Origin of the sequence: Peribacillus sp. NPDC097295, from assembly GCF_044761665.1 — a bacterium.
Taxonomy (GTDB): Bacteria; Bacillota; Bacilli; order Bacillales; family DSM-1321; genus Peribacillus.
Genome location: NZ_JBIWCW010000005.1, coordinates 58,992 through 78,683 on the forward strand (window position 1 = coordinate 58,992; position 19,692 = coordinate 78,683).

Genomic DNA, 19,692 nt, shown 5'->3' on the forward strand with positions numbered 1-19,692 from the left:
TATATCTCTGATTGGTTATTACATATATATTATATAAGATAAATCGATAAGTCTACGCCTTTAATCCTATATTAATTCTATATAATGTTAAAAATAATAAAAATTGGGAAACGCAAACCATTACTATTCTCACTAAAAAATAAAGGTGATATTTTCAAAGGACAAGTGGTAATTAACAAATATTGAAAACTAATATCGAATACGATATATATAATAGAAAGGTGTGGAAGGAGGAATAGACTTGATCAAAAAAGTGATCACAAAAAAACAATATGAATTTCTTGAACATGAACTTACCTATCTTCAAAGGGGCGGAACCATTTCCGAGGAAGAAAAGAAAAGAATGCTAGCCTCCTATGATGTGAGGGCCGGTTTAAGTTTCATCACGATTCTATTAGCGATTGGGGCTCTTCTGTTAGGTCTAGGAATCTTGACATTTGTCGCCAGCAACTGGATGTATATAAGTAAAGGCTTTAAATTTCTATTGATCATCGTCTGTTTGATTGGCGTGAACTTTGCAGGGGTGAAATGGGGGACCCGCTTTCCAAAGACCTCCCGGAGTTTGCATTATGCCGGGATTCTCATATTCGGGGCAGGTATATTTTTAATCGAGCAGATGTTTAATATCAGCATTAACTTTAACAGTTCCTTTTTATTATGGGCAATTGGGGCCGTCTGTATCGGTTATTATTTAAAGGATATCGCAATCCTTCTGTTCACTTCTTTCTTACTTTTAATTTACCTGAATGGCAGCATCTTTCTGGATGAAACGTCTTATCCACTGGCCATTTTAATCTTTTTACCTGTTTTATATTATCTGGTAAGGCAATTCAATTATCCTAGATTTCTATCCTTTATCATGAACGGCTTAGCGATCAATACCATCATCCTTTTCCTCATGGAAATCGTGCCTAAGCTCGTGGAGGATAACAGCGAGACAATCATTCTCTCGATTCTTTTCATCTTGGGAATCGTGCTCACTTACATTCGTGTTCCGCTTAAGTTGCAGAAAATCACTGCCATCCAAGGACATATCCTTCACGGGATTACAGCTATTTTTTTAACTTACGAGTATGCCATATGGTTCCCTTTAGCTTATTTTGTTTTTCTGCTTTACCTGATACAAAAGGGAAGCTTGACCAGTATCGTCATCATATGCGCTCTGATATTCAGATACTATACCGATTCCTTTGAGTTTCTGCCAAAATCACTACTATTCATCGTCGGCGGTCTCTTGCTCCTTGTTTTTGGTTTCTTCTTTGAAAAACAACGTAAAAAAGGAGGAGAATCCATTGAACCATAATACTATTTTTCGCCCGCTGATCGTGTTTGCCATACCCGTTTTGATTCTTGTAGCCTTGGCGATCCCTCCTTTCTGGACGACTATGTTTGGTGAGGAGATCAAAATCAAGACCGCTCCAATCGACCCCACGGATTTGTTCAGGGGGAGCTATGTAGCATTAGGGTATGAGATCGAGTCCGTTGCTCTCGACCAACTCGATGAAACGGTGATGACAGACTTCAAAAGCAAGTATGCCGGAGATTATAAAAACGTATATGTAACTTTACAACAGGGTGATGACGGTCAATATAACGTCGATTATGTATCGAAGGAAAAACCGGAGAAAGCCTTGTATCTCAAAGGAAAATTACAAATTCCCTATGATTTAGAAAGTGCTTCATCCATTCACATTAAATATGGCTTGGATAATTTCTACGCCCCTAAAGAAAAGGCAATGGAATTGGAAAAATCCGTAAGCGCTAAACCAGCTTGGGCGATAGTGAAAGTGAAAAATGGCAATGCGGTATTGAAGGAAATCATCGTCCCTAAAGATAAATAAAAAGTAAGCATAGGGAGCATCGGATAAGACGCTCCCTATGCTTATTGTAGTTTTTCTGACTTTACTTGATGAGCCTTTTAGCCCCGACATAGCGATCTTCCCAATACTTGTCGCTCATTTTAACGACCTTCACACCTTTTGTGGTGGTTCCGACAAATGTCCCGTTCCCATTATAAATGCCGACAAAGGAAACCTTGCCTTTCTTGCTACCTGTAGCATAAAACACTAAATCACCTGTTTTTAAGTTCTTTTGCTTTACGGCTTTCCCTTTTTTATACTGCTCCGCACTTGTTCTAGGTATTTTCATTTTTGTTGCCGCCTGTTTATATACATATTGAGTGAGTCCACTTGCATCGAATCCTTTTGGTGTCGTTCCGCCATATTTATAAGGGCTTCCCACTTGTCTCTCAGCCACAGCAGCCACTTCATCGCCGTAATTAATCGACGCCGACGCATTGGCCGGACTAAACACAAACGCGACCAACAATGCCGCGAGTGCAAGTACGGCAATAAGCCATTTTGAAACAGTTAATCTAAGACTCATCTTTTTTCTCCCCCAATCTGTAAATGAAACACAATTTTAAATATATGTAGTACATTCGCTTTCATTACTTCTTTCCCCTTTTTTCTAAAAAGCTATATCCTACGATTGTTCACAGAAAAAGCATGTTAACAAAATGGTAATTTATGTATAATAGTAAATGAATGATGTAACGATGGGGGGAGTTTTTATGAAGAATAAAAATAAAATAATAGGAATGACCTTATTTTCCGCCTTGCTTTTCTGTATGGTAATCGTGATGTGTTCCCTGTCACCTTTATCGGAAACGGGTCCAAACGCCAATCAATTCAACTCTATCGGGATGTGGCTTTCCATTGCGATGATTTTCGTGTTTTATATCATTCCAGTGCTTCTGTATGGTATCGGCCTGGAGTGGATGAAATACGTCATGGGTGTATTCTGCTCGTTTGGATTACTGGCATTGTTACCCATGATTGGCATCGTACTATTTTTTGGTGCAATGAATGGTTTCACTCTATCACTCATCGGTGTCATCATCGTTAGTGGATTGAATGTGCTCGTCAATACGTTTTGGTTCTTCATGACATTCTCTAACACGACCAAGACTACATTGAATCGAGGTATGGATGAGACTACCCAGCATTAAACAAAAAACCAGATGACACCGTTACATAAATAAACGGTGCCCTCTGGTTTATCCTACTTCCATAGGTATCTCTTTGTCCTATTATTTTGGATCCTGATATTGCTTTGCCTCTTCGCTGTCACCCAAACCTTGAGTGGTATGGTCGATCACGCCACCGATTCCAAAAAAGGTAAGCGCAATGAAGTTAATAATCCCCATAGCTCCGCTCAACGCATCTTCCGTGATGGTAAAGCCAATCGGATGTATGAAGTTATTGATAAACGCAGCAACCATCTGCACTAACATCAAAACCCCTGGCAATAAAACAGTGAAAATAAACGTAGGATTTTTAAGGCGCACTTTCCAGTTAATCATGATTCCCTGCCCCCTATTTTTCTATGATGATGTCCACGATACAACATGTAATGGTGCGGACATGCTATATAGTATGCGGCATGTCCATTTTTGGTTAAGCATTTTCAGAGATTTTTTTCTTGAAATGAAAAATAGAAGCTCTATCCAAAGACAGAACTTCTATTCATGGACTTATAGAAGTTCATGATTGTGACTTATTTCAACAAGTAGGTGACCGCTTCCTCCAGTTCCACGAATTCATCGGTATGCCACTGGATGTTTTCCCTTTGAAAAAAAGCCTCTGTTTCAAGTGGTGAATGTGAAGTAACCGATCGCGCCCCTTTCCTTTCCATTTCCCCCGGTATAGGGAAAGCCGGCAGGTCCTCTGTTAGCCAAAACTGTTTATATTGCTGCCCCAATTGATCCTTATCGTAATGCCCGATCAATTTACCATGATTTATAAAGACCAGATAATCAGCAAGTTTACGGATATCTTCCATTTGGTGGGTCGAAATCAAGATTGTTTTTTCTTCCCTTTCCATCCACTTAATCAAAAAGTCCATATACCTCTTTTTAGAGAGAATGTCCATGGAAGCCGTTGGTTCATCCAAGATTAATAGCTTGGCATTTTTCGCTAAAGTAAGGGCAGCGAGTAGCTTTTGCTGATTTCCCTGCGACATTTTCCCATATTTTTTATTCAGGGAAACCTCAAAAGTTCCTATCATCTCCTCAAACAATTCCTGATCCCAAGTTGGATACCATCTAGAAAATAGCTGCAATAATTCATTTCCTGTAAAAGAATCATAGGCAACCAAAGTCTGTGGCTGATAAGCAATTTGTTTTTTCCAGGCTTCGTCTTCCTGATTCGTATTTGAACCCAATCGGTCCCAGCATAAAATCCTCGATTTTCTTTTTGACAGACTGAATTTCAAGCGACCAAGTCATGGTTTTCCCTCCCCTTTTTCCGCTTTAAGATCTTCCATTAAATCCGTAAAAATTGCCTCGATTTCCTTGAATGAATAGTTTTGTTGGAGTGCAGCTTCAATGCTGTTTTTCATCGCTTGCTGGACGGATTTCACTTTCACGTCGTGAATAAGGCTTTCTTCTACATCTGCAACAAATGTTCCTTTTCCTTGGATCGTCGTGATGAACCCTTCCGTTTCTAGATCCTGATATGCTCTGCGGGTAGTGATCGCACTGATTTCCAGGTCCTTCGAAAGCATCCTGATAGACGGTAAGGGTGAACCCGAAGTCAGCTGTCCGCTTGCTATCAACGCTTGGATTTGAGCAGTGATTTGATGATAAATTGGCACTCGTGATTCTTTTGATAAACGAACTGGCAGCTCCACTCTATTTCTCCTCCCTGACTATCATCATTTTAAATAATCTATTTGAATCATTTTCTTTTTCATATAATACTTCGAGAAATAATAGCTCCCAACCGTCACTCCTACCGAAATAAGTATCGACCAGATTGGGAAATTCTTCGCGGCTATCGTCGTCCAGCCTACTATTCCCGCATCCGTCTTCGTGTTCAACCATACGAGCACGAATGTTACTCCAGCATAAAACGCTACACTACAAATAAATAACTTGATTGGAGGAAATCGGTCTCCTACATCACTTAACGCAAAGGTAAAAGAAGCGGTAACTCCAAAAGCAAGCCAGATGATTGAAAAAGCAACATACTCCAAAACATCCATGGATTTAAGGAGACTTGGAGAATAGAGAAAAAAGAACAAGATTTGAAAAGGCAGGCTAGGAAACAACATTTGAACAAACCGGCTTTTAATCAATACGTCCTTTTCGATAGGCAACATATTTAACATCATAAAAAATGGGGAACCCCAGACATCTCCCTCTACCTTTTGAAGCTGTAAATCTTTTGACCGTACAAGAAAGGCTACACAACCAAATATCAATAAAAAAACAATATCGTTTAAAAGCGATGGTGGCTGAGTCTCCGCTTCCAAAACCCATGAAAATGAAACAAACATCACAATCATGGCAAAGAATAAACAAAGTGTGCCAAACCAAGATTTCCTCCATTCGAGTTTCGCTATCCAAAGAGCTTCTTTCCAAGTATTCATTATCAAATCTCCTCTCTAATTGTTATGGTGTTTATATCTATATACACACTATATGTTAAAAACACCCAATAATCAACCATATATTTACTTTTTTTATTAAAAGATTGATACACTGAATAAAAGCATTTTTTGGAACTTTTTTAGAATAAAGGTCGTATATAAAAGAGGAGGTGAACCATGAAAAAGTATCTGCTATTCATTTTGAGTTTCTTATTTTTATTCGTCTTTCTAAATATTTCAGCTGGTTTATTACTGACGGCTACATATACACCTGAATCGATCAATGCACGGGAATTGAACCAAACTTTATCCCAGGAAGTGACCTTTGGTGACCGTTCCCAAATCCCCACTTTATTGATTGCGACAATGGCTGCAACTTTAGCTTATTTAGTCCCAAAGAAATGGGCAAAGAAATAAAGACAAGAAAAGACCGTTCACGTGTATGAACGGTCTTTTCTTCGATTAGGTTATAACACATACGTTTGAAATTAAAACGGTTTAAAGCCGTTTTACTGGTAACATACATTTTGCATACGCTATTAGAATCATATCGCAACGATATAAATCGCTTCAAAATTTAAGAATTCATAAACCGATAAGTTGAAGTATGTTAACGAGGTGTCTGGGTACAACTTTCTAATTTTCATAGGAGTTTAAGAATATGTTCTCTACTCTGTTTGAATACGATGCTTTACCAAAAATTGATATCATAGAGAGCATCTAGTGATATAGATCCTGCACCTGACAAAGCTATTCCTAATGCAACAGCAATTAATACCAAATTATATTCAATTCCGCCTTTATCAGAAAATAAACCATTTTTTCCATGAACGGTTTTAATAGCTATAATCATCGGAATAATGATAAGTAGGGCAGCTAAAGGGGTAAGGAGTCCCAATAAGAAAAGGATTCCTCCAAGCAATTCACCTACACCAGCTAATATAGCCATTGGTTTGCCTGGTTTTATACCAATTTGTTCGAAAAATGCGCCTGTTCCTGCAGGTCCGCCACCACCAAACCATCCAAATGCTTTCTGTGTTCCATGTGCAGCAAAATATAGACCAACAATTACTCGTATAATTAAGAGACCGAGTCCTTCCAATATAAACACCTCCAGAAATTCAACATTTAGTTGCTATAGCAACTAAATGTTGATGATTTATATCATAAAGGAGTTCGTTTATCTTTGCAACCCATTTTACTTGGCATTCGACTCTATATTTTTTTGGATTTTCAAAAGAACCTTATTCGCTATTTGTAATTCTTCACTAGTAATTCCAGAACACACAATACGATTGAATTCTTCCGTAATGGGATACACTTGTTCACCTAATTTTATGCCTTTTTCAGTGAGGTACACGTTATACGATCGACTATCACTTTCATTAACATGTCTGGTAATCAATTCTTTTTTTTCAAGATTATCTAACATACGGGTGATATTTGTTTTATCTTTAAGCAGACTCTTTGCAATTTCATTTTGACTCCGTCCATCTTTTCCCCAAAGAAGTAACAAAATTAAGTTCTGTTCAGGCGCAATATTTAAGGGTGCTAACTTAGCTTTGATATAGCGTGTTAATGTTAAATCGGTTTGGTGAATCATTATACTCATGTAATCTTTAATTGAAATTTTCATATAGCAACATCCTTATCATGTTTCGTATTATATTAAACTAAAGTTTCCTAGATATTTTTCTCTATGATGCATAAATACCCTTACTTTAAAGTGTACCTTATGGCCGCTCTTTTATGAGGGTCTCAACAGAAAATTACGATAAAAGAGGTGTATGTTAACTGAATTAAAATTCAAATGTATTTTTTTCTAGACATATTGCTTCATCAGAAGTTTTGAAAATAATATCAAAACGCTGGCTGTACGGATGCATAAAGACTTCGTACTGAATCCGACGTTCTTCATGGGATTGGCTTAAATAATTTATATCGGTTCCCCTTTCAATGATGTCACGGCTCGATCTTCTCATTAATTCCGTTTCACCATCTGTATAGAAGTAAATTTTCAAATTAAATAAATCAGGATTAATAAATGCGACACTCATTCCTTCTATAATCGTTACTTTGTTTTTAGAAGAAATCAACTCACTTTTCATATAATGCGTATCTATCGTATATAAATCTAAACCATCTCTAACCATCTGGACATCTCTTTCTAAAGAAGGCAAATGATGCGCTGATGGATGGCAAGCCGTCACTTTATAACGATGATTTTCGTTTTGATATGTATAGTCAATAATTGCATGCTTTCGTATGTTAGAACTAACAATATATGGATCTGTATTGATATAATTCACTTCATTTTGATTTAGTAGGTTTACGAGCCTATTGGCAAACGTTGTTTTTCCAGCAGCACCATGTCCTGAAATGCCAATTACAATCTGCTCATCAGTCAAACTGACCCAATTTATGATTTTTTGTAATAACTTATCCATAACTCTCTCCCTTTTTACTTATATACCGTCCTTATTTCAACGAAATTGATAGCCAAATCAGAGTCATAGTGAAATACACTAAAGGATTTTAAGACGTTATTCGTTTCTTCTTCGGTAATGCCGATATAACGCACGGTAACGGAAGGATGAGAATAATGCAAGATTCGTTGCAACATCGCCATATCCTTTGTGCCTTATAAAACCAGTATCCAAACGTTTTCCGCAAGGTATGATTGCCGAAATGTTCCACGTCAGCAAACTCTGGAGCCTTGTTTAGCTGCCTGAGGAACCCGTGAGACTTTTCTAATTTATTGTGCTTAACAAATTGATTTTATTGAATATCCCACTCAAACCATCTTCCATGGCCATCAGTGTCTCCAACAGTTTCATTAAATTCCCAACCATCAATAAAATAATCAAGGTGCAGCTTTCTATCCCATATATTATTATATATCTGAAAGATATCTCTTTGACTTCCAATACTTTTGATTTTCTCTAAAATTTTATACCTTATATCCTCTGACTTTTGATTGGCAACATGCATATGGAAAATATAAATAACCGAATCTTCAGGAAGTGTTTCGACAAGTCCTGTAAGTAAAGTTACCCTATCTCCTTCTATGAGTTCGACTGGGTTTTCTTTGAAGCACCTAAAAGCACTCTCAAATAACTCCAATCTTTCTTGGTGTTCTGGCCAAATTAATGATTTAAGCCATAAATAGTCTTCTGACATTTTCTTAGGTCATTTATATGCAGATCAACTCCCACTTTTGGTGCTACGGGAGGACTTTTAGAAAGAAATGGGGGAGGATTTTCTCCTTTAAATTCCGATATTATTTGAACACTAGAATCTTCATCTCCATAAGTAACGTCAGTTCCATCATTTTGACACTAAAAACGCCCCTATCCGTTCGGCCGCTTCAATCAATCTATCTTCCGGCTGAACCAGGGCCATTCGAACATATCCTTCACCCTGCTTTCCAAACGCATCTCCTGGGACGACGGTAACCCCGGCTTTTTCAATTAGCTCGTAGGCAAAGTCACGTGACTTCCACCCAGCCGGAATCCGGGCCCAAATGAACATCGTTGCTGCGGTTTTTGGCACGTGCCATCCGCCTTTTTCCAGTCCTGAAATCAATGCGTCGCGACGGGACTCATACACTTTAACCTGGTCAGACAGCAGCGAGAGGTTGGATGTTAGCGCCATTTCAGCTGCTTTTTGAATCGGATAAAAGACCCCATAGTCGATATGGGACTTCAATGTCCCGAGAATGTCCAAGGCATCCGGATTTCCTACCGCATATCCGATTCGGCAGCCGGCCATATTGAACGTTTTTGAAAGCGAATTGAATTCGATCCCGATCTCCTTCGCACCCGGAATCGATAGGAAACTAATTTGGGGATGATCATCGAAAATCAGTTCTGAATAGGCAAAATCATGGACCACCAGAATTTCGTTTCTTTTTGCAAAGGAGACAACCTCGGTAAAAAAGGATGCATCTGCAAGGGCGGTAACTGGATTTCCTGGATAACTGAGAATCATCATTTTCGTCTTGGCCAAGATATCTACCGGAATTTCACTCAGCTGAGGAAGGAAATGGTTTTCTTCTGTAAGTGGCATCGGATACATCACACCGCCCGCAAGTTTTACACTTGCTTCATATATTGGGTAACCTGGATCTGGCACCAGCACATAGTCACCTGGATCAATCATCGCAGTCGCTAAGTGTGCAAGACCATCCTGTGATCCCATCAGCTGAAGAACTTCCCTTTCCGGTTCTAATTCCACCCCATAACGTTGCCGGTAAAATGAACAAACGGCATCATGGAATTCCGGTATTCCCTTCAATGTATACCCGTAGGCAGCGGGATCTTTTGCATATGTCACCAGTGTATCTCTTACAAAGTCAGGCGGAGGCAAATCCGGGCTTCCGACACTCAAATCAATGACATCCCTGCCCTCCTTCATCGCTTTTTGTTTCCGGCTCGCCAGCTCCGAGAAAATACCCGTTTCGAATTTTCCGACTTTTATGGATGGATTGATATTCATAGTCATTCCCCTTCATTCACGTTTTTTTTATCTAGTAGGATAGCAAACACCAATTCATCAGGCTTTCTAAGAAAAGAACAGTGTTCGAATAATCGTGCTATATGTATCTAATATTTCATTTCCAGCTATCCGTGTGTTCATCTATATTTTACAAATATCGTACCACTCATTTACATTAATTAGTAGATTTGTTATATCATAAAACCGCTAAATATTTACACTATTTTACATTTACTATAAGATGAAACTAGAAATATTTCATATAAGCAGGAATATATAACAATAGAATTAGTACGCAAGTCGGAAAGGAGGATTTGTAATGTTACTTGTTCTTGCCCTTCTATTTTTTACAGGAATTGCTTCAATTTCCTATCAACAAGTAGTTTTCACATCTTTAGTATTTATCGGGTTAGCGGTTTTGTTATTGATCAATAAAGAAAAACGATTTCTTACATCGCTGCTGTTATCGTTTCTAGTTGGTTTTCTGATGTTCATGGTTTCTAACCATCTCATTGAAATGATTGATATTTCAAAGGAAATGCAGATCATTCTTAATCGTCTTTTTCTTATTTTCATCATTATAGCGCTAGTCTTCAACCACCGAATCTTTAAAAAGAAAGTTTCTTGGTTTAATGAAAAACCTGATTGGAATAACCCCATCGTCTTCCCGTTTCATACACTTAATATATTTTGGTTTTGGCTGATTGGTATCATCGTCAATGGATTGGTCTATTTGTTTTTTATTGTTCAAAAAGATTTAGAGGATATTCAATCGCTATTATTGTTCTGTTTATTTTTTTCACTGATTAATGCAGTTGTTGAGGAAGTGATTTGGAGAGGAATTATGCTATCGGCTCTTAAGGAATTCACGTCCACAGGCTATGCCATGATCGTTACGAGTGTCGGTTTCGGACTTCTCCATCTAGCCATCGGTTTTTCTATCTCTTTCAGTTTATTGATTTCAGTTGCAGGAGTCATTTATGCAGTAATCACGCTTAAAACAAACAGCATTTATCCAAGTATCGTGTTTCATCTGGTCATCAATATTGGTATGGTATACAGCGGATTTATCCTCTAATTTCGAAAATGAAAAAGCTCAGACCTCAGAAAGGCCTGAACTTTTGGATGACTTTACATAGTTGCTTCAACCGGTTGTTTCCGAGCATGGAAAACCTGATAAAGGCCCAATGCAAATATCGATAAAATCGCTCCGGCAATGAAGGGTAAACCAATGGAGATGGAGAACAACCAGCCACCTATAGGAGGACCCGCAATCCTGCCGAAAGAATCGAAGGAAGAAAGCACCCCCGTAACACCACCATGCCCAGATGTTGAATTTTTTGTCACCAGGGCTGAAATGGCGGGACGGATGACACCGTTACCCAATCCGAAAATCGTCAGGAAAACCGCCGATGTCCAGAAATCCTTCGAGAACAGGATGAGCACAAATCCAATCGCCGATACGACAATCCCGATGCGAATGACGTTCCCTTCCCCAAATTTCTTGGTCATCGGTCCGATCAATCCACCTTGAACAATCGCACTACCGAATCCCATGATCATAAAGATATAACCTAATTGAACAAGACTGATATTGGCCTTTTGGGCTGCAAAATACGCAAACGTCGTCTCTAATCCTGCCATGGAAAGTGTAATGATCAATTGGAGGATGAACATGACGCTCATGGGTCCTTTAAAGGATTTCCACATAGACGCTTTTTTTTCCGTACGATGCGATCTGTTTTCTTCAGTGAGTGATTCTTTCAGTAATGCCATGACTAAAAGCAGCGTAATGATGGAAGAAATCCCGGCAATGTAAAATGGCATATTCAAACTCGTTTCTGAGAATATGCCCCCGATGGCAGGACCGAAGATGAATCCAAGACCTGTAGCGGCCCCAATGATTCCCATCCCTTTTCCCCGTTCCTCGGGCGTCGTAATATCGGCTACATATGCCATGGCAGTCGGCATATTGGCTGAAGATAAAGCACCCCCGACGATCCTGGCAATGAATAGGACGAGTAAAGAATCCGCCGAAGCCATGATGAAAAACGAAACAGCCAAGCCAGCGATCCCGATCATCATAACCGGCTTACGGCCAATCCGGTCAGATACGCGACCCCACATTGGCGCAAAAATCAATTGCATGAACGAATAGACAGCCATTAACAGGCCAAGCTCTGTCGGACTGCCCCCAACCTTTTCAGCCAGGAAAGGCATGACGGGAATAATGATCCCAAAACCGACCATGACCAAAAACATCACTAAAAAAAGAACAGGTAATACCTTTTTTGTTTCCATGCTTTCACCTTCTATTCCCTATTTCGCAGATCTTTTTTCATTTACTATTTGTAAACAAACAAGTTAAAAACAGTTTATCATACAACCTTTTCCAAATCAGCACTAACCCATTTCTATGCTCGTTTGGGTATTCTAAGAATAATAGCTACTGCCCTTTCCCTATTATCCCCTGTAATGTAAAAATTCACACGAAATTACATTCGCTAAAAAAAATGAAGCCCAATCCTTCGATTGAGCCTCCATCATCTCTTCCTTACTCACGGAACCAATTTGCCCCTTCATCCATATGTACAAATGGGATGGTTGTATCAATGACTCCCATAATTCTTTCCTTCTCAATATCTTCTCCCGCTAGCCATTTTGCAAAATCCAAAATCGTAGGCTCTTGATTGCCGCCAAGCGCAATCCAGGCTTTCATTTCACCCGGCAAATAGGCGGACGTATGAATCGTCCCTGCCCAGCTGCTATACAATTCAGAAAAAACGCCCTGATTGGTGTCGTTAAACAACCGAAATGCTTCGTATGCATCTGAAATGCTCTCTTGTTGTTGGTGGATAGTGTCCAGTCGACGTTTAGAATCGACAAGATGGTGACGATTTTCATGCTTCAGGATCTCAAAGTGGTTGGTACAGGCTGTCGCAGTCCGTACTTCCACACTTCTTGGGGACGTTTCGATGATATAGGTCTTCCCGCTTCCATCATAGACGACGTACGTAAATGAATGACGATGTGGAATTTCCTTCAACATCGCTACAGCTTCCTCGACATTCGCGCAAGACTCCAAAATCAGTCTGCCAATCATGCAACAAATGAACCCATCTCCCGGATTTTTCCGGTTCATGAAGTTGTACCCGATCGTTAGCCCTTTTTCATTCATCCCGTCCATCCGTCCAGTACCCCGTTGGCTCGGTCCAATACTGGCATAGCCTTGATCGGTTGGCTGAAATAGGACATAGCGACCTTCATAGGTCTTCGGATGGTAATCATAATTACGAACCAAATAAGAATCTCCGGTCATGATTGAACAGCCTGATCGAACATAATCCAATCTATAACCCCCGAACTCCTGAAGGACACGTTCCATCGGCCATTTTAATGCTTCTTGAAACCCGAGTATTTCTTCCCATACACCGGGCGCGAATGAGGTGATCGCTTGTTTGACCTCTCCCTCTTCAACCGTAAACCGTGGCTGCCTTACTTTCCACTGATCTTCACGATTTTTAACAGTAAGGGAGTCCTTAATTATCTCGCCCTGCATGTATCCAAAATCATAATGCTTACCCCTGAATTGTATGATTTCACTGTATAGGTGTTTCACGAATTATCCCTCTTTTATCCTAGTGATATATCCATTAAGGATACTCGATGTATTGTTGAAAATAAAGGAACTAATTCTTTTTATTTTGAAAGCGCTCACCATTAGGTAGAATATGGGTTTATACCTATTTTATAAGTGTGGCTAGCTTTCCTATTTTTCATTACGTTGCTCTCTCTTTGATTACATAAAAAAGCACCATCACTAGGATGGTACTTCGTTCGGAACAATGGTCACTTAGCCTTCCACAATCTTCTTCGATGATAGATAACGAGAATATAAATCTAAAGACTTATCTATGATCATAAGCCCCATTAATATAACAAGTGCCATATCTAACACGCTTTTTAAGAAACCTTCCTGTACTTGGTCTTGAATAAAAAAGAAATAAGCTAAAATTAATAGAGTTAAATAACCATCAAAATTATATCCCTTTTACTTCATATATATAACGTGTCTTAAATAGTAAAAATTAAATGCCTTAATGTATGGCTGAGTATAATTGTTAACTTCCAAGCTCGCCTTAATAAAAGAAGGATACCTAGAGCTACATATTTATTAATAATATACTTTTCCTGATTCCCATCTAATAGATTAAAATCAAATTTTCACTGAAAATCAACAATATAATATAAAAGGATACCAATTAATATAGGGTACCTTCTATATTATATGAATATTCCTAACCTGTTTCAGTACTTAAAAAATTCACGTAAAAATTAATTATCGGTTTCTCTATATCTTTCTGGAATTTTCTCTCTCCATATTAACAAGAGTTCTTTAAATTGTTCCGTCTCCATTTGATTTTCATTTGGCTTTTCAAAAATATAAAAGTGATGAAGAACTGTCGTATCTTTTCTTATTAAGACACTAGTTGCATTCCCCTCTATTTCAAACTCATCGTATTCACCTTCTATTACTCTCTGAACAACATCAATATACTCATCAACTTCTGATTCAAAAGTGATATCTTCAATAAAGTCTGAGAAAAGATTAATTTCTTGTGATAGGATTATTCTTAGATACCCCAACGGGTTCCTTTTAAATTCATACGTATATTTCACAGTAGATTAACTCCCAATATTTAATTTTTATATAAAGGAAATGCAGTGGCTATTGAGCCATCACTTTTTAAAAACAACCCTATATCAATTCCTGAAGAAGTTCTGCCAACGTATCTATTTCCTTCTCTTGTTTTATTTTCAAAAGCCTCACTTATAGCTTTATTCACCTTTACTCTGTCCCAATCTTTTGGAAAAAAAGTCGAATATGCAATCTAAGATTGCTTTTAAATCCGTTTTCTGAGCGCGGACCATTTCTTTAGCATTATGATTAGCCGTTACCAACTCTTCTTCTAGAAAAGGGACTGTAACAATACTTTCATTGAGGTCGGCATCGATAATATCTCCTGGAATGCTGTTAAAAAAAGCAATATGACGGTCAATCAATCCCAACCAGGCCTCTACTACATCCACCTGAGCTCTGTAAAAACCTTTAATGGCAGCCGCACCTTGGCCCTGGAACTCCTCATCCAGGTTCACGATGCCATTAAATTCTTTCTTTAAATCCGTGAGTTGTTCTTTCAGGTCCTTATATTGACCCACTCGAATTTCCATGGCATTGACCAGTGTTTGAGATTCATATATCTTTGTCATCCTTAAAGGTCCCTTCCAATACTCATATCTTTTTTTGTTTTTACTACCCCTTGATAAATTCTTTTTAAATGTAAAATTTTGGTGCTTTTTTTGCATTGTAGAAGAATATGTAGTTTCTCTCAAGAAATAAGAAGGGTTCACAAAACAATTAATCCTAAATACCTAGGTGTATTTAACTGAAAAGCATAATAAAATTTAAAAATGCATTTTCTCAACTCTTACCTTTTAAGGAGACAATCTATTTATTACCAAGGGAAATATCCACAAAAAAAGCCCCGCAAGATGATCATCATCCTGCAGGGCTACTATTAGTTTTCGTCTATTTCATTACGTTTTTTCTTGAATAGTTTTGATAATACTTCGTAAACGATTGGAACGATGAGCAATGTTAATAATGTTGAACTTGCTAACCCACCAATTACAGTAATACCAAGGCCTTTTGATATTAAACCTCCGCCGCCTGAGCCGAATGCTAATGGCATTAATGCTCCAATGGTTGCAATGGCCGTCATCAGGATTGGACGGAGTCGAGTTGCGCCAGCTTCTAGAATGGCTTCGCGCATATTCATACCATCACGTTCCATATGAATAATCCGGTCTACCAGTACGATGGCATTGGTTACAACGATACCAATTAACATGAGAAGTCCCATCATGACTGATACCGAGATCGTTTCACCAGCGATTAATAAGCCAACAAATGAACCAATGACCGTAAACGGTAAGGAGAACAGGATAGCAAATGGTGCGACACCCTCACGGAATGTGACAACAAGGATGAAGTACACGATTGCGATTGCCGCGATCATGGCTAAACCAAGTTGGGTAAATGTTTCTGACATATCCGCGGCTACACCAGCTACATCGACTGTCACGCCTTTTGGTAAGTCTAATTTATCAATGGCTTTATCTACATTAGAAGTAGTCTTTGAAATATCTTTATCTGTGATTGTTCCTGAAACAGTAGCGTAGTATTCACCTTTACTACGGGCCAATGTATTCAATGTGGTTCCTTTTTTAACCGTGACCAAATCAGATAGTTTCATCGTCGTGCCTGTTGCTGTCGGTACTTTTTGGGCCAACATATCATCAATTGATTTTGGCTGTTCGTCTTGATCTTGCTGAACGATGACTTCTACTGCCTCACCGTCTTTTTCGATGGTTGTTAATACTTCTTGTTTAGTAGAAGGGCTTAACATCCCGACGATTTGAGCTGTTGTTAATCCATACTTCAATAATTCATCTTGTTCTACTTTGAATGTATATTCAACATAGGCATCCTCTGTACTAGAAGAAACGTCCTTTAAGCCGTCTTTTTTCTTCATAACGCCTTCTACTATTTTAACAGCGTCATTTAATTTACCTAAATCTTCACTGTAGAACGTGTAGCTGACTTCATCACTCGCCACAGACATAGACGAGAAGTTCTGGCTCTTCCATTCGCCTGATTGACCAATATTGAAGACATATTCTTCAATCTCTTCCCGTACTTCCGGGAAGTTTTCCATGTCCGGGTCAAAGATCAGGTACATGAGGGCACCGCTTCCGCCGCCGCCCATCATGGCAGCCATGGAATCGCCATCCTCTGTTACGGATAACTGAACAATATCAACCTCGTCACGTTTTAGTAACTTTTCTTCCACCACTTCAAGGTTCGCTAATGTTTCGTCCTTAAGCTCCCCTGGTTCTGGTGTGTAGGTTAAGTACATCACTTTTTCTTCTTCGCTACCTAAGAAACTAAAACCGATTAATGGCGTTAAGGCCAAACTGCCGGCTAATAGAACCACAGATATGATTGAAGTGATCACTTTATGATTCAATGTCCATCTAAGAACACGTTTATATCCATTAGCTAATTTGCCAACCTCTTTATGATTGCTTTCGGTCTTCTCACCATATAACTTTTTCTTAAACAGGAAGTGAGATAATGCCGGAACAATTGTGATGGCGACGACTAACGAAGCCAAAAGGGCAAATGTCATGGTTAATGCGAACGGCGTGAACAGTTCGCCTACCATACCGCCAACGAAGATAAGCGGAGCGAATACCGCAACCGTTACTAAAGTTGATGACAGGATTGGTTTGAACATTTCGATTGTCGCTTCGCGCACCAATGCACGACCCGTTAACTTTTCATCTTTTAAATGCATGCGTCGGTAAATATTTTCAACAACGACGATCGAGTCATCAATTACACGTCCGATGGCAACCGTAATCGCACCCAGTGTCATGATATTTAATGTGATTCCCAAGCCATTTAAGATTAGGAAGGCCATAAAGATCGAAACAGGAATTGAAATGATTGAAATGATCGTCGATTTAATGTCCCTTAGGAATAAAAGGATGATTAATATCGCAATTAAACCACCGAATAGCGCTTTTTCTATCATCGTCGAAACGGATTCCTCAATGGGTTCCCCTTGGTCAAGACTGACATCGACAACAAGACCATCGATTTTTTTCTCTTCCTCTTTAATTAGTTCTTTCACATCGTTAACCACGTCAACTGTGTTTGCTTCCTGCCCTTTGACAATTTGAATGGCAATTGCATTTTCACCGTTCGTACGTGATACCGATTCTTCTTTCCCTACTAGCTCCACTTTAGCAATATCGCTAAGTTTCACAAATGGTGCTGGATTGCTAGCTGATGGTGTTACAGGAATAAGCATTCCCTTCAATTCTTTAACTGTCATGAACTTACCGTCTACTGAAACGGCCTGTTCTCCTTCTTCAAATTCGTAAAGGCCTAATGAAACAGCTAAATCACTTGCCTGAATCATTTCCTTTACCTTATCTTCCGTAAGGTCCAGTTTAGCCATTTTCGCTTCGTCATACGTTAATTCCACTTCTTCTATATGCTGGCCAGTGGTAGTGGCCGAAGCAACTCCATCGATTTTCTCGATTTTCGGAAGTAAACTATCTTCAACGGTTGACGTTAATTCAACGATATCTTCTTTTGTACTGCTTACACTCAATGCCACAACAGGCATCATGTTTAAGCTGATGGCTGTAATTGTCGGCTCTTCTGCGTTATCCGGTAACTTTACTCCGTCAACTGCCGATTCTAGAGCACGCTTCGCCTCATCCATATCAATCCCATATTCGTATTCCACTTGAAGATTGGCCATGTTGGAATATGAATTGGAATAAACGGCTTTCACGTCCTCAAGCCCCTCAACCGCTTCCTCTAATGGTATCGAGACCTCATCCATCACTTTCTCTGGAGTCGCTCCAGGATATACACCCATCACCGTTAAATAGGGAATTGTAATATCTGGGATTGTCTCCGTTTTCATTTGTGTACCAGAATAAATACCAGATACCGTAATAATAATTGTTAGTAACCACACTGCTAGCTTATTCCTTAGAACAAAATTGACTAAACCTCTCACCTTTACACCTACCCTTAATTGACTTATCAAACATATTTACTTATACTAATGACTAATTAGTCATTTGTCAACAATATGACCTAGGAGCGAATGAAATGATTAAAAAGGAATTAATAATGGAAACGGCCATTGAACTCTTTGCTAAACAAGGGTTTAACGCAACATCCGTCCAACAGATCACCGATCATTGCGGCATTTCAAAGGGTGCCTTTTATTTATCGTTCAAATCGAAAGATGAGTTGATTATAGCATTGGTCGATTATTTTATGATGCAACTCATCTCGGATATTGACCATGTAGTCAAAAATACAGCAGACGAAGACCTTTTATACGAATTCTACTACACCTCGTTTAAATCTTATTTGAACCATTCAGACTTCGCTAAAATAATTTTTAAAGAACAAGCACAATCATTAAATGAAGAGCTTATAAAAAAAATCCAATACTATGAAAGAATTAATGAAAAGAATATTCTTTCGTTGGTTGAACGGCTGTATGGGAACGATATCATTCAAACGAAATATGATTTAACCTATTGTATAAAAGGGTTTTTGCAACAATATTCTGTTTTATTTTTATTCTATAATATACCTTTGGATTTAGTCCGTCTCTCACAATCCCTTGTAGAAAAAACAAATATACTGGCAAGACATACGACCATTGCATTCATTTCTCAAGAATTGACGGAAATAATCAGTCCTTTCACGTGCGAAGAAATGACAAAGGAACAGCTACTCGATCTTATGAATAATAAAATTGAGGAAATCGATGAGTCCATAGAAAAAGAATCCTTACTCCTCCTCAAGGAGCAATTGATTGAACAAACTTACGGACTGGCCATCATAAAAGGATTACTGGAGAACCTTCACGCTCATCCACATTGCAAGTACCTAGCCTATTTACTGCGTCAGTATTATAATTTTTAACCTTAAAGAAGGTGGGAACGCTTTGAATGAAGCTTTCTGCCTTTTTTCTATGCACTTACTCTTTATATTCATTCTTAGATCCAATTATTAACACCCTCTATTTATTTTATCATGTGTTTCTAATTTTCTTTCATTTGAATGTTCTCCATTCTTGTCTTTTTTTCAACAATTGC

At 38.7% G+C, this 19,692-nt stretch carries 23 protein-coding genes and 1 pseudogene; 6 read left to right on the forward strand and 18 right to left on the reverse strand.

What is annotated here, in order from left to right; all coding sequences use genetic code 11:
• The first annotated feature begins 241 nt into the window (after positions 1-241).
• A complete protein-coding gene (locus ACIQXN_RS11035; RefSeq protein WP_402966229.1) occupies positions 242-1,303 on the forward strand; it encodes a DUF2157 domain-containing protein in 1,062 nt (353 codons plus the stop codon).
• On the forward strand, positions 1,293-1,841 hold the full coding sequence (locus ACIQXN_RS11040) for a GDYXXLXY domain-containing protein (protein WP_402966231.1): 549 nt from the start codon (positions 1,293-1,295) through the stop codon (positions 1,839-1,841). The genes ACIQXN_RS11035 and ACIQXN_RS11040 overlap by 11 nt, the downstream gene beginning before the upstream one ends.
• Before the next feature lie 61 nt (positions 1,842-1,902).
• On the opposite strand, the gene ACIQXN_RS11045 is transcribed toward ACIQXN_RS11040, so the two are convergent.
• Positions 1,903-2,385, reverse strand: coding sequence for a C40 family peptidase (locus ACIQXN_RS11045; RefSeq protein WP_402966233.1), 483 nt, complete (start codon positions 2,383-2,385; stop codon positions 1,903-1,905).
• Positions 2,386-2,572: 187 nt separating this feature from the next.
• On the opposite strand from ACIQXN_RS11045, the gene ACIQXN_RS11050 reads away from it, so the two are divergent.
• Positions 2,573-3,010: a DUF5391 family protein gene (locus tag ACIQXN_RS11050; protein WP_402966235.1), complete on the forward strand. Its 438-nt coding sequence runs from the start codon at positions 2,573-2,575 to the stop codon at positions 3,008-3,010.
• Between the two features lie 81 nt (positions 3,011-3,091).
• Here ACIQXN_RS11050 and ACIQXN_RS11055 read toward each other — a convergent pair whose 3' ends face one another.
• The 4 genes from ACIQXN_RS11055 to ACIQXN_RS11070 all read right to left on the reverse strand — a co-directional run bounded on the left by ACIQXN_RS11055 (position 3,092) and on the right by ACIQXN_RS11070 (position 5,433).
• Positions 3,092-3,364: a phage holin gene (locus ACIQXN_RS11055; RefSeq protein WP_402966237.1), complete on the reverse strand. Its 273-nt coding sequence runs from the start codon at positions 3,362-3,364 to the stop codon at positions 3,092-3,094.
• A gap of 194 nt (positions 3,365-3,558) precedes the next feature.
• On the reverse strand, positions 3,559-4,224 hold the full coding sequence (locus ACIQXN_RS11060) for an ATP-binding cassette domain-containing protein (protein ID WP_402966239.1): 666 nt from the start codon (positions 4,222-4,224) through the stop codon (positions 3,559-3,561).
• 60 nt (positions 4,225-4,284) lie between these two features.
• Positions 4,285-4,692, reverse strand: coding sequence for a GntR family transcriptional regulator (locus tag ACIQXN_RS11065; RefSeq protein WP_402966241.1), 408 nt, complete (start codon positions 4,690-4,692; stop codon positions 4,285-4,287).
• A 24-nt stretch (positions 4,693-4,716) separates the two neighbouring features.
• Positions 4,717-5,433, reverse strand: a complete 717-nt coding sequence (locus ACIQXN_RS11070; protein ID WP_402966243.1) for a hypothetical protein — start codon at positions 5,431-5,433, stop codon at positions 4,717-4,719.
• Between the two features lie 177 nt (positions 5,434-5,610).
• Between ACIQXN_RS11070 and ACIQXN_RS11075 the strand changes: the two genes are divergently transcribed.
• The gene (locus ACIQXN_RS11075; protein WP_402966245.1) at positions 5,611-5,850 is read left to right on the forward strand and encodes a hypothetical protein; all 240 of its coding nucleotides are present in this window, start codon (positions 5,611-5,613) and stop codon (positions 5,848-5,850) included.
• Positions 5,851-6,124: 274 nt separating this feature from the next.
• On the opposite strand, the gene ACIQXN_RS11080 is transcribed toward ACIQXN_RS11075, so the two are convergent.
• The 7 genes and pseudogenes from ACIQXN_RS11080 to ACIQXN_RS11110 all read right to left on the reverse strand — a co-directional run bounded on the left by ACIQXN_RS11080 (position 6,125) and on the right by ACIQXN_RS11110 (position 9,930).
• Complete coding sequence (locus ACIQXN_RS11080) at positions 6,125-6,535, reverse strand: DoxX family protein (RefSeq protein WP_402966247.1); 411 nt, start codon at positions 6,533-6,535, stop codon at positions 6,125-6,127.
• 96 nt (positions 6,536-6,631) lie between these two features.
• On the reverse strand, positions 6,632-7,069 hold the full coding sequence (locus ACIQXN_RS11085) for a MarR family winged helix-turn-helix transcriptional regulator (protein ID WP_402966249.1): 438 nt from the start codon (positions 7,067-7,069) through the stop codon (positions 6,632-6,634).
• 163 nt (positions 7,070-7,232) lie between these two features.
• A complete protein-coding gene (locus ACIQXN_RS11090; RefSeq protein WP_402966251.1) occupies positions 7,233-7,880 on the reverse strand; it encodes a uridine kinase family protein in 648 nt (215 codons plus the stop codon).
• Between the two features lie 14 nt (positions 7,881-7,894).
• A pseudogene (locus ACIQXN_RS11095) lies at positions 7,895-8,163 on the reverse strand (hypothetical protein); the annotation flags it as partial.
• A gap of 48 nt (positions 8,164-8,211) precedes the next feature.
• A complete protein-coding gene (locus tag ACIQXN_RS11100; protein ID WP_402966253.1) occupies positions 8,212-8,613 on the reverse strand; it encodes a DUF2332 family protein in 402 nt (133 codons plus the stop codon).
• Positions 8,580-8,717: a hypothetical protein gene (locus ACIQXN_RS11105; RefSeq protein ID WP_402966656.1), complete on the reverse strand. Its 138-nt coding sequence runs from the start codon at positions 8,715-8,717 to the stop codon at positions 8,580-8,582. Before ACIQXN_RS11105 ends, ACIQXN_RS11100 begins: the two co-directional genes overlap by 34 nt.
• A 43-nt stretch (positions 8,718-8,760) precedes the next feature.
• Positions 8,761-9,930 (reverse strand): LL-diaminopimelate aminotransferase, encoded by a 1,170-nt coding sequence (locus ACIQXN_RS11110; protein ID WP_402966255.1) that lies wholly within the window; start codon positions 9,928-9,930, stop codon positions 8,761-8,763.
• Between the two features lie 319 nt (positions 9,931-10,249).
• Here ACIQXN_RS11110 and ACIQXN_RS11115 point away from each other — a divergent pair, with 319 nt between their 5' ends.
• Positions 10,250-11,008: a CPBP family intramembrane glutamic endopeptidase gene (locus ACIQXN_RS11115; protein WP_402966257.1), complete on the forward strand. Its 759-nt coding sequence runs from the start codon at positions 10,250-10,252 to the stop codon at positions 11,006-11,008.
• A 53-nt stretch (positions 11,009-11,061) separates the two neighbouring features.
• Here the strand turns inward: ACIQXN_RS11115 and ACIQXN_RS11120 are convergent, their stop codons facing one another.
• The 6 genes from ACIQXN_RS11120 to ACIQXN_RS11145 form a co-directional block, all read right to left on the reverse strand.
• A complete protein-coding gene (locus ACIQXN_RS11120; RefSeq protein ID WP_402966259.1) occupies positions 11,062-12,231 on the reverse strand; it encodes an MFS transporter in 1,170 nt (389 codons plus the stop codon).
• Positions 12,232-12,484: 253 nt separating this feature from the next.
• The gene (locus ACIQXN_RS11125) at positions 12,485-13,549 is read right to left on the reverse strand and encodes a C45 family autoproteolytic acyltransferase/hydrolase (protein WP_402966261.1); all 1,065 of its coding nucleotides are present in this window, start codon (positions 13,547-13,549) and stop codon (positions 12,485-12,487) included.
• 716 nt (positions 13,550-14,265) lie between these two features.
• Entirely contained in the window at positions 14,266-14,610 is a 345-nt protein-coding gene (locus ACIQXN_RS11130; protein ID WP_402966263.1) for a tRNA-Val4, read from the reverse strand.
• Positions 14,611-14,630: 20 nt separating this feature from the next.
• Positions 14,631-14,777 carry a hypothetical protein gene (locus ACIQXN_RS11135; protein WP_402966265.1) on the reverse strand — a complete coding sequence of 49 codons (147 nt, stop codon included), beginning with the start codon at positions 14,775-14,777 and terminating at the stop codon, positions 14,631-14,633.
• Positions 14,770-15,201, reverse strand: a complete 432-nt coding sequence (locus ACIQXN_RS11140) for a T7SS effector LXG polymorphic toxin (protein ID WP_402966267.1) — start codon at positions 15,199-15,201, stop codon at positions 14,770-14,772. Before ACIQXN_RS11140 ends, ACIQXN_RS11135 begins: the two co-directional genes overlap by 8 nt.
• Before the next feature lie 308 nt (positions 15,202-15,509).
• Complete coding sequence (locus tag ACIQXN_RS11145) at positions 15,510-18,593, reverse strand: efflux RND transporter permease subunit (protein WP_402966269.1); 3,084 nt, start codon at positions 18,591-18,593, stop codon at positions 15,510-15,512.
• A gap of 95 nt (positions 18,594-18,688) precedes the next feature.
• Between ACIQXN_RS11145 and ACIQXN_RS11150 the strand changes: the two genes are divergently transcribed.
• Entirely contained in the window at positions 18,689-19,519 is an 831-nt protein-coding gene (locus tag ACIQXN_RS11150) for a TetR/AcrR family transcriptional regulator (protein ID WP_402966271.1), read from the forward strand.
• Positions 19,520-19,692 lie beyond the last annotated feature (173 nt).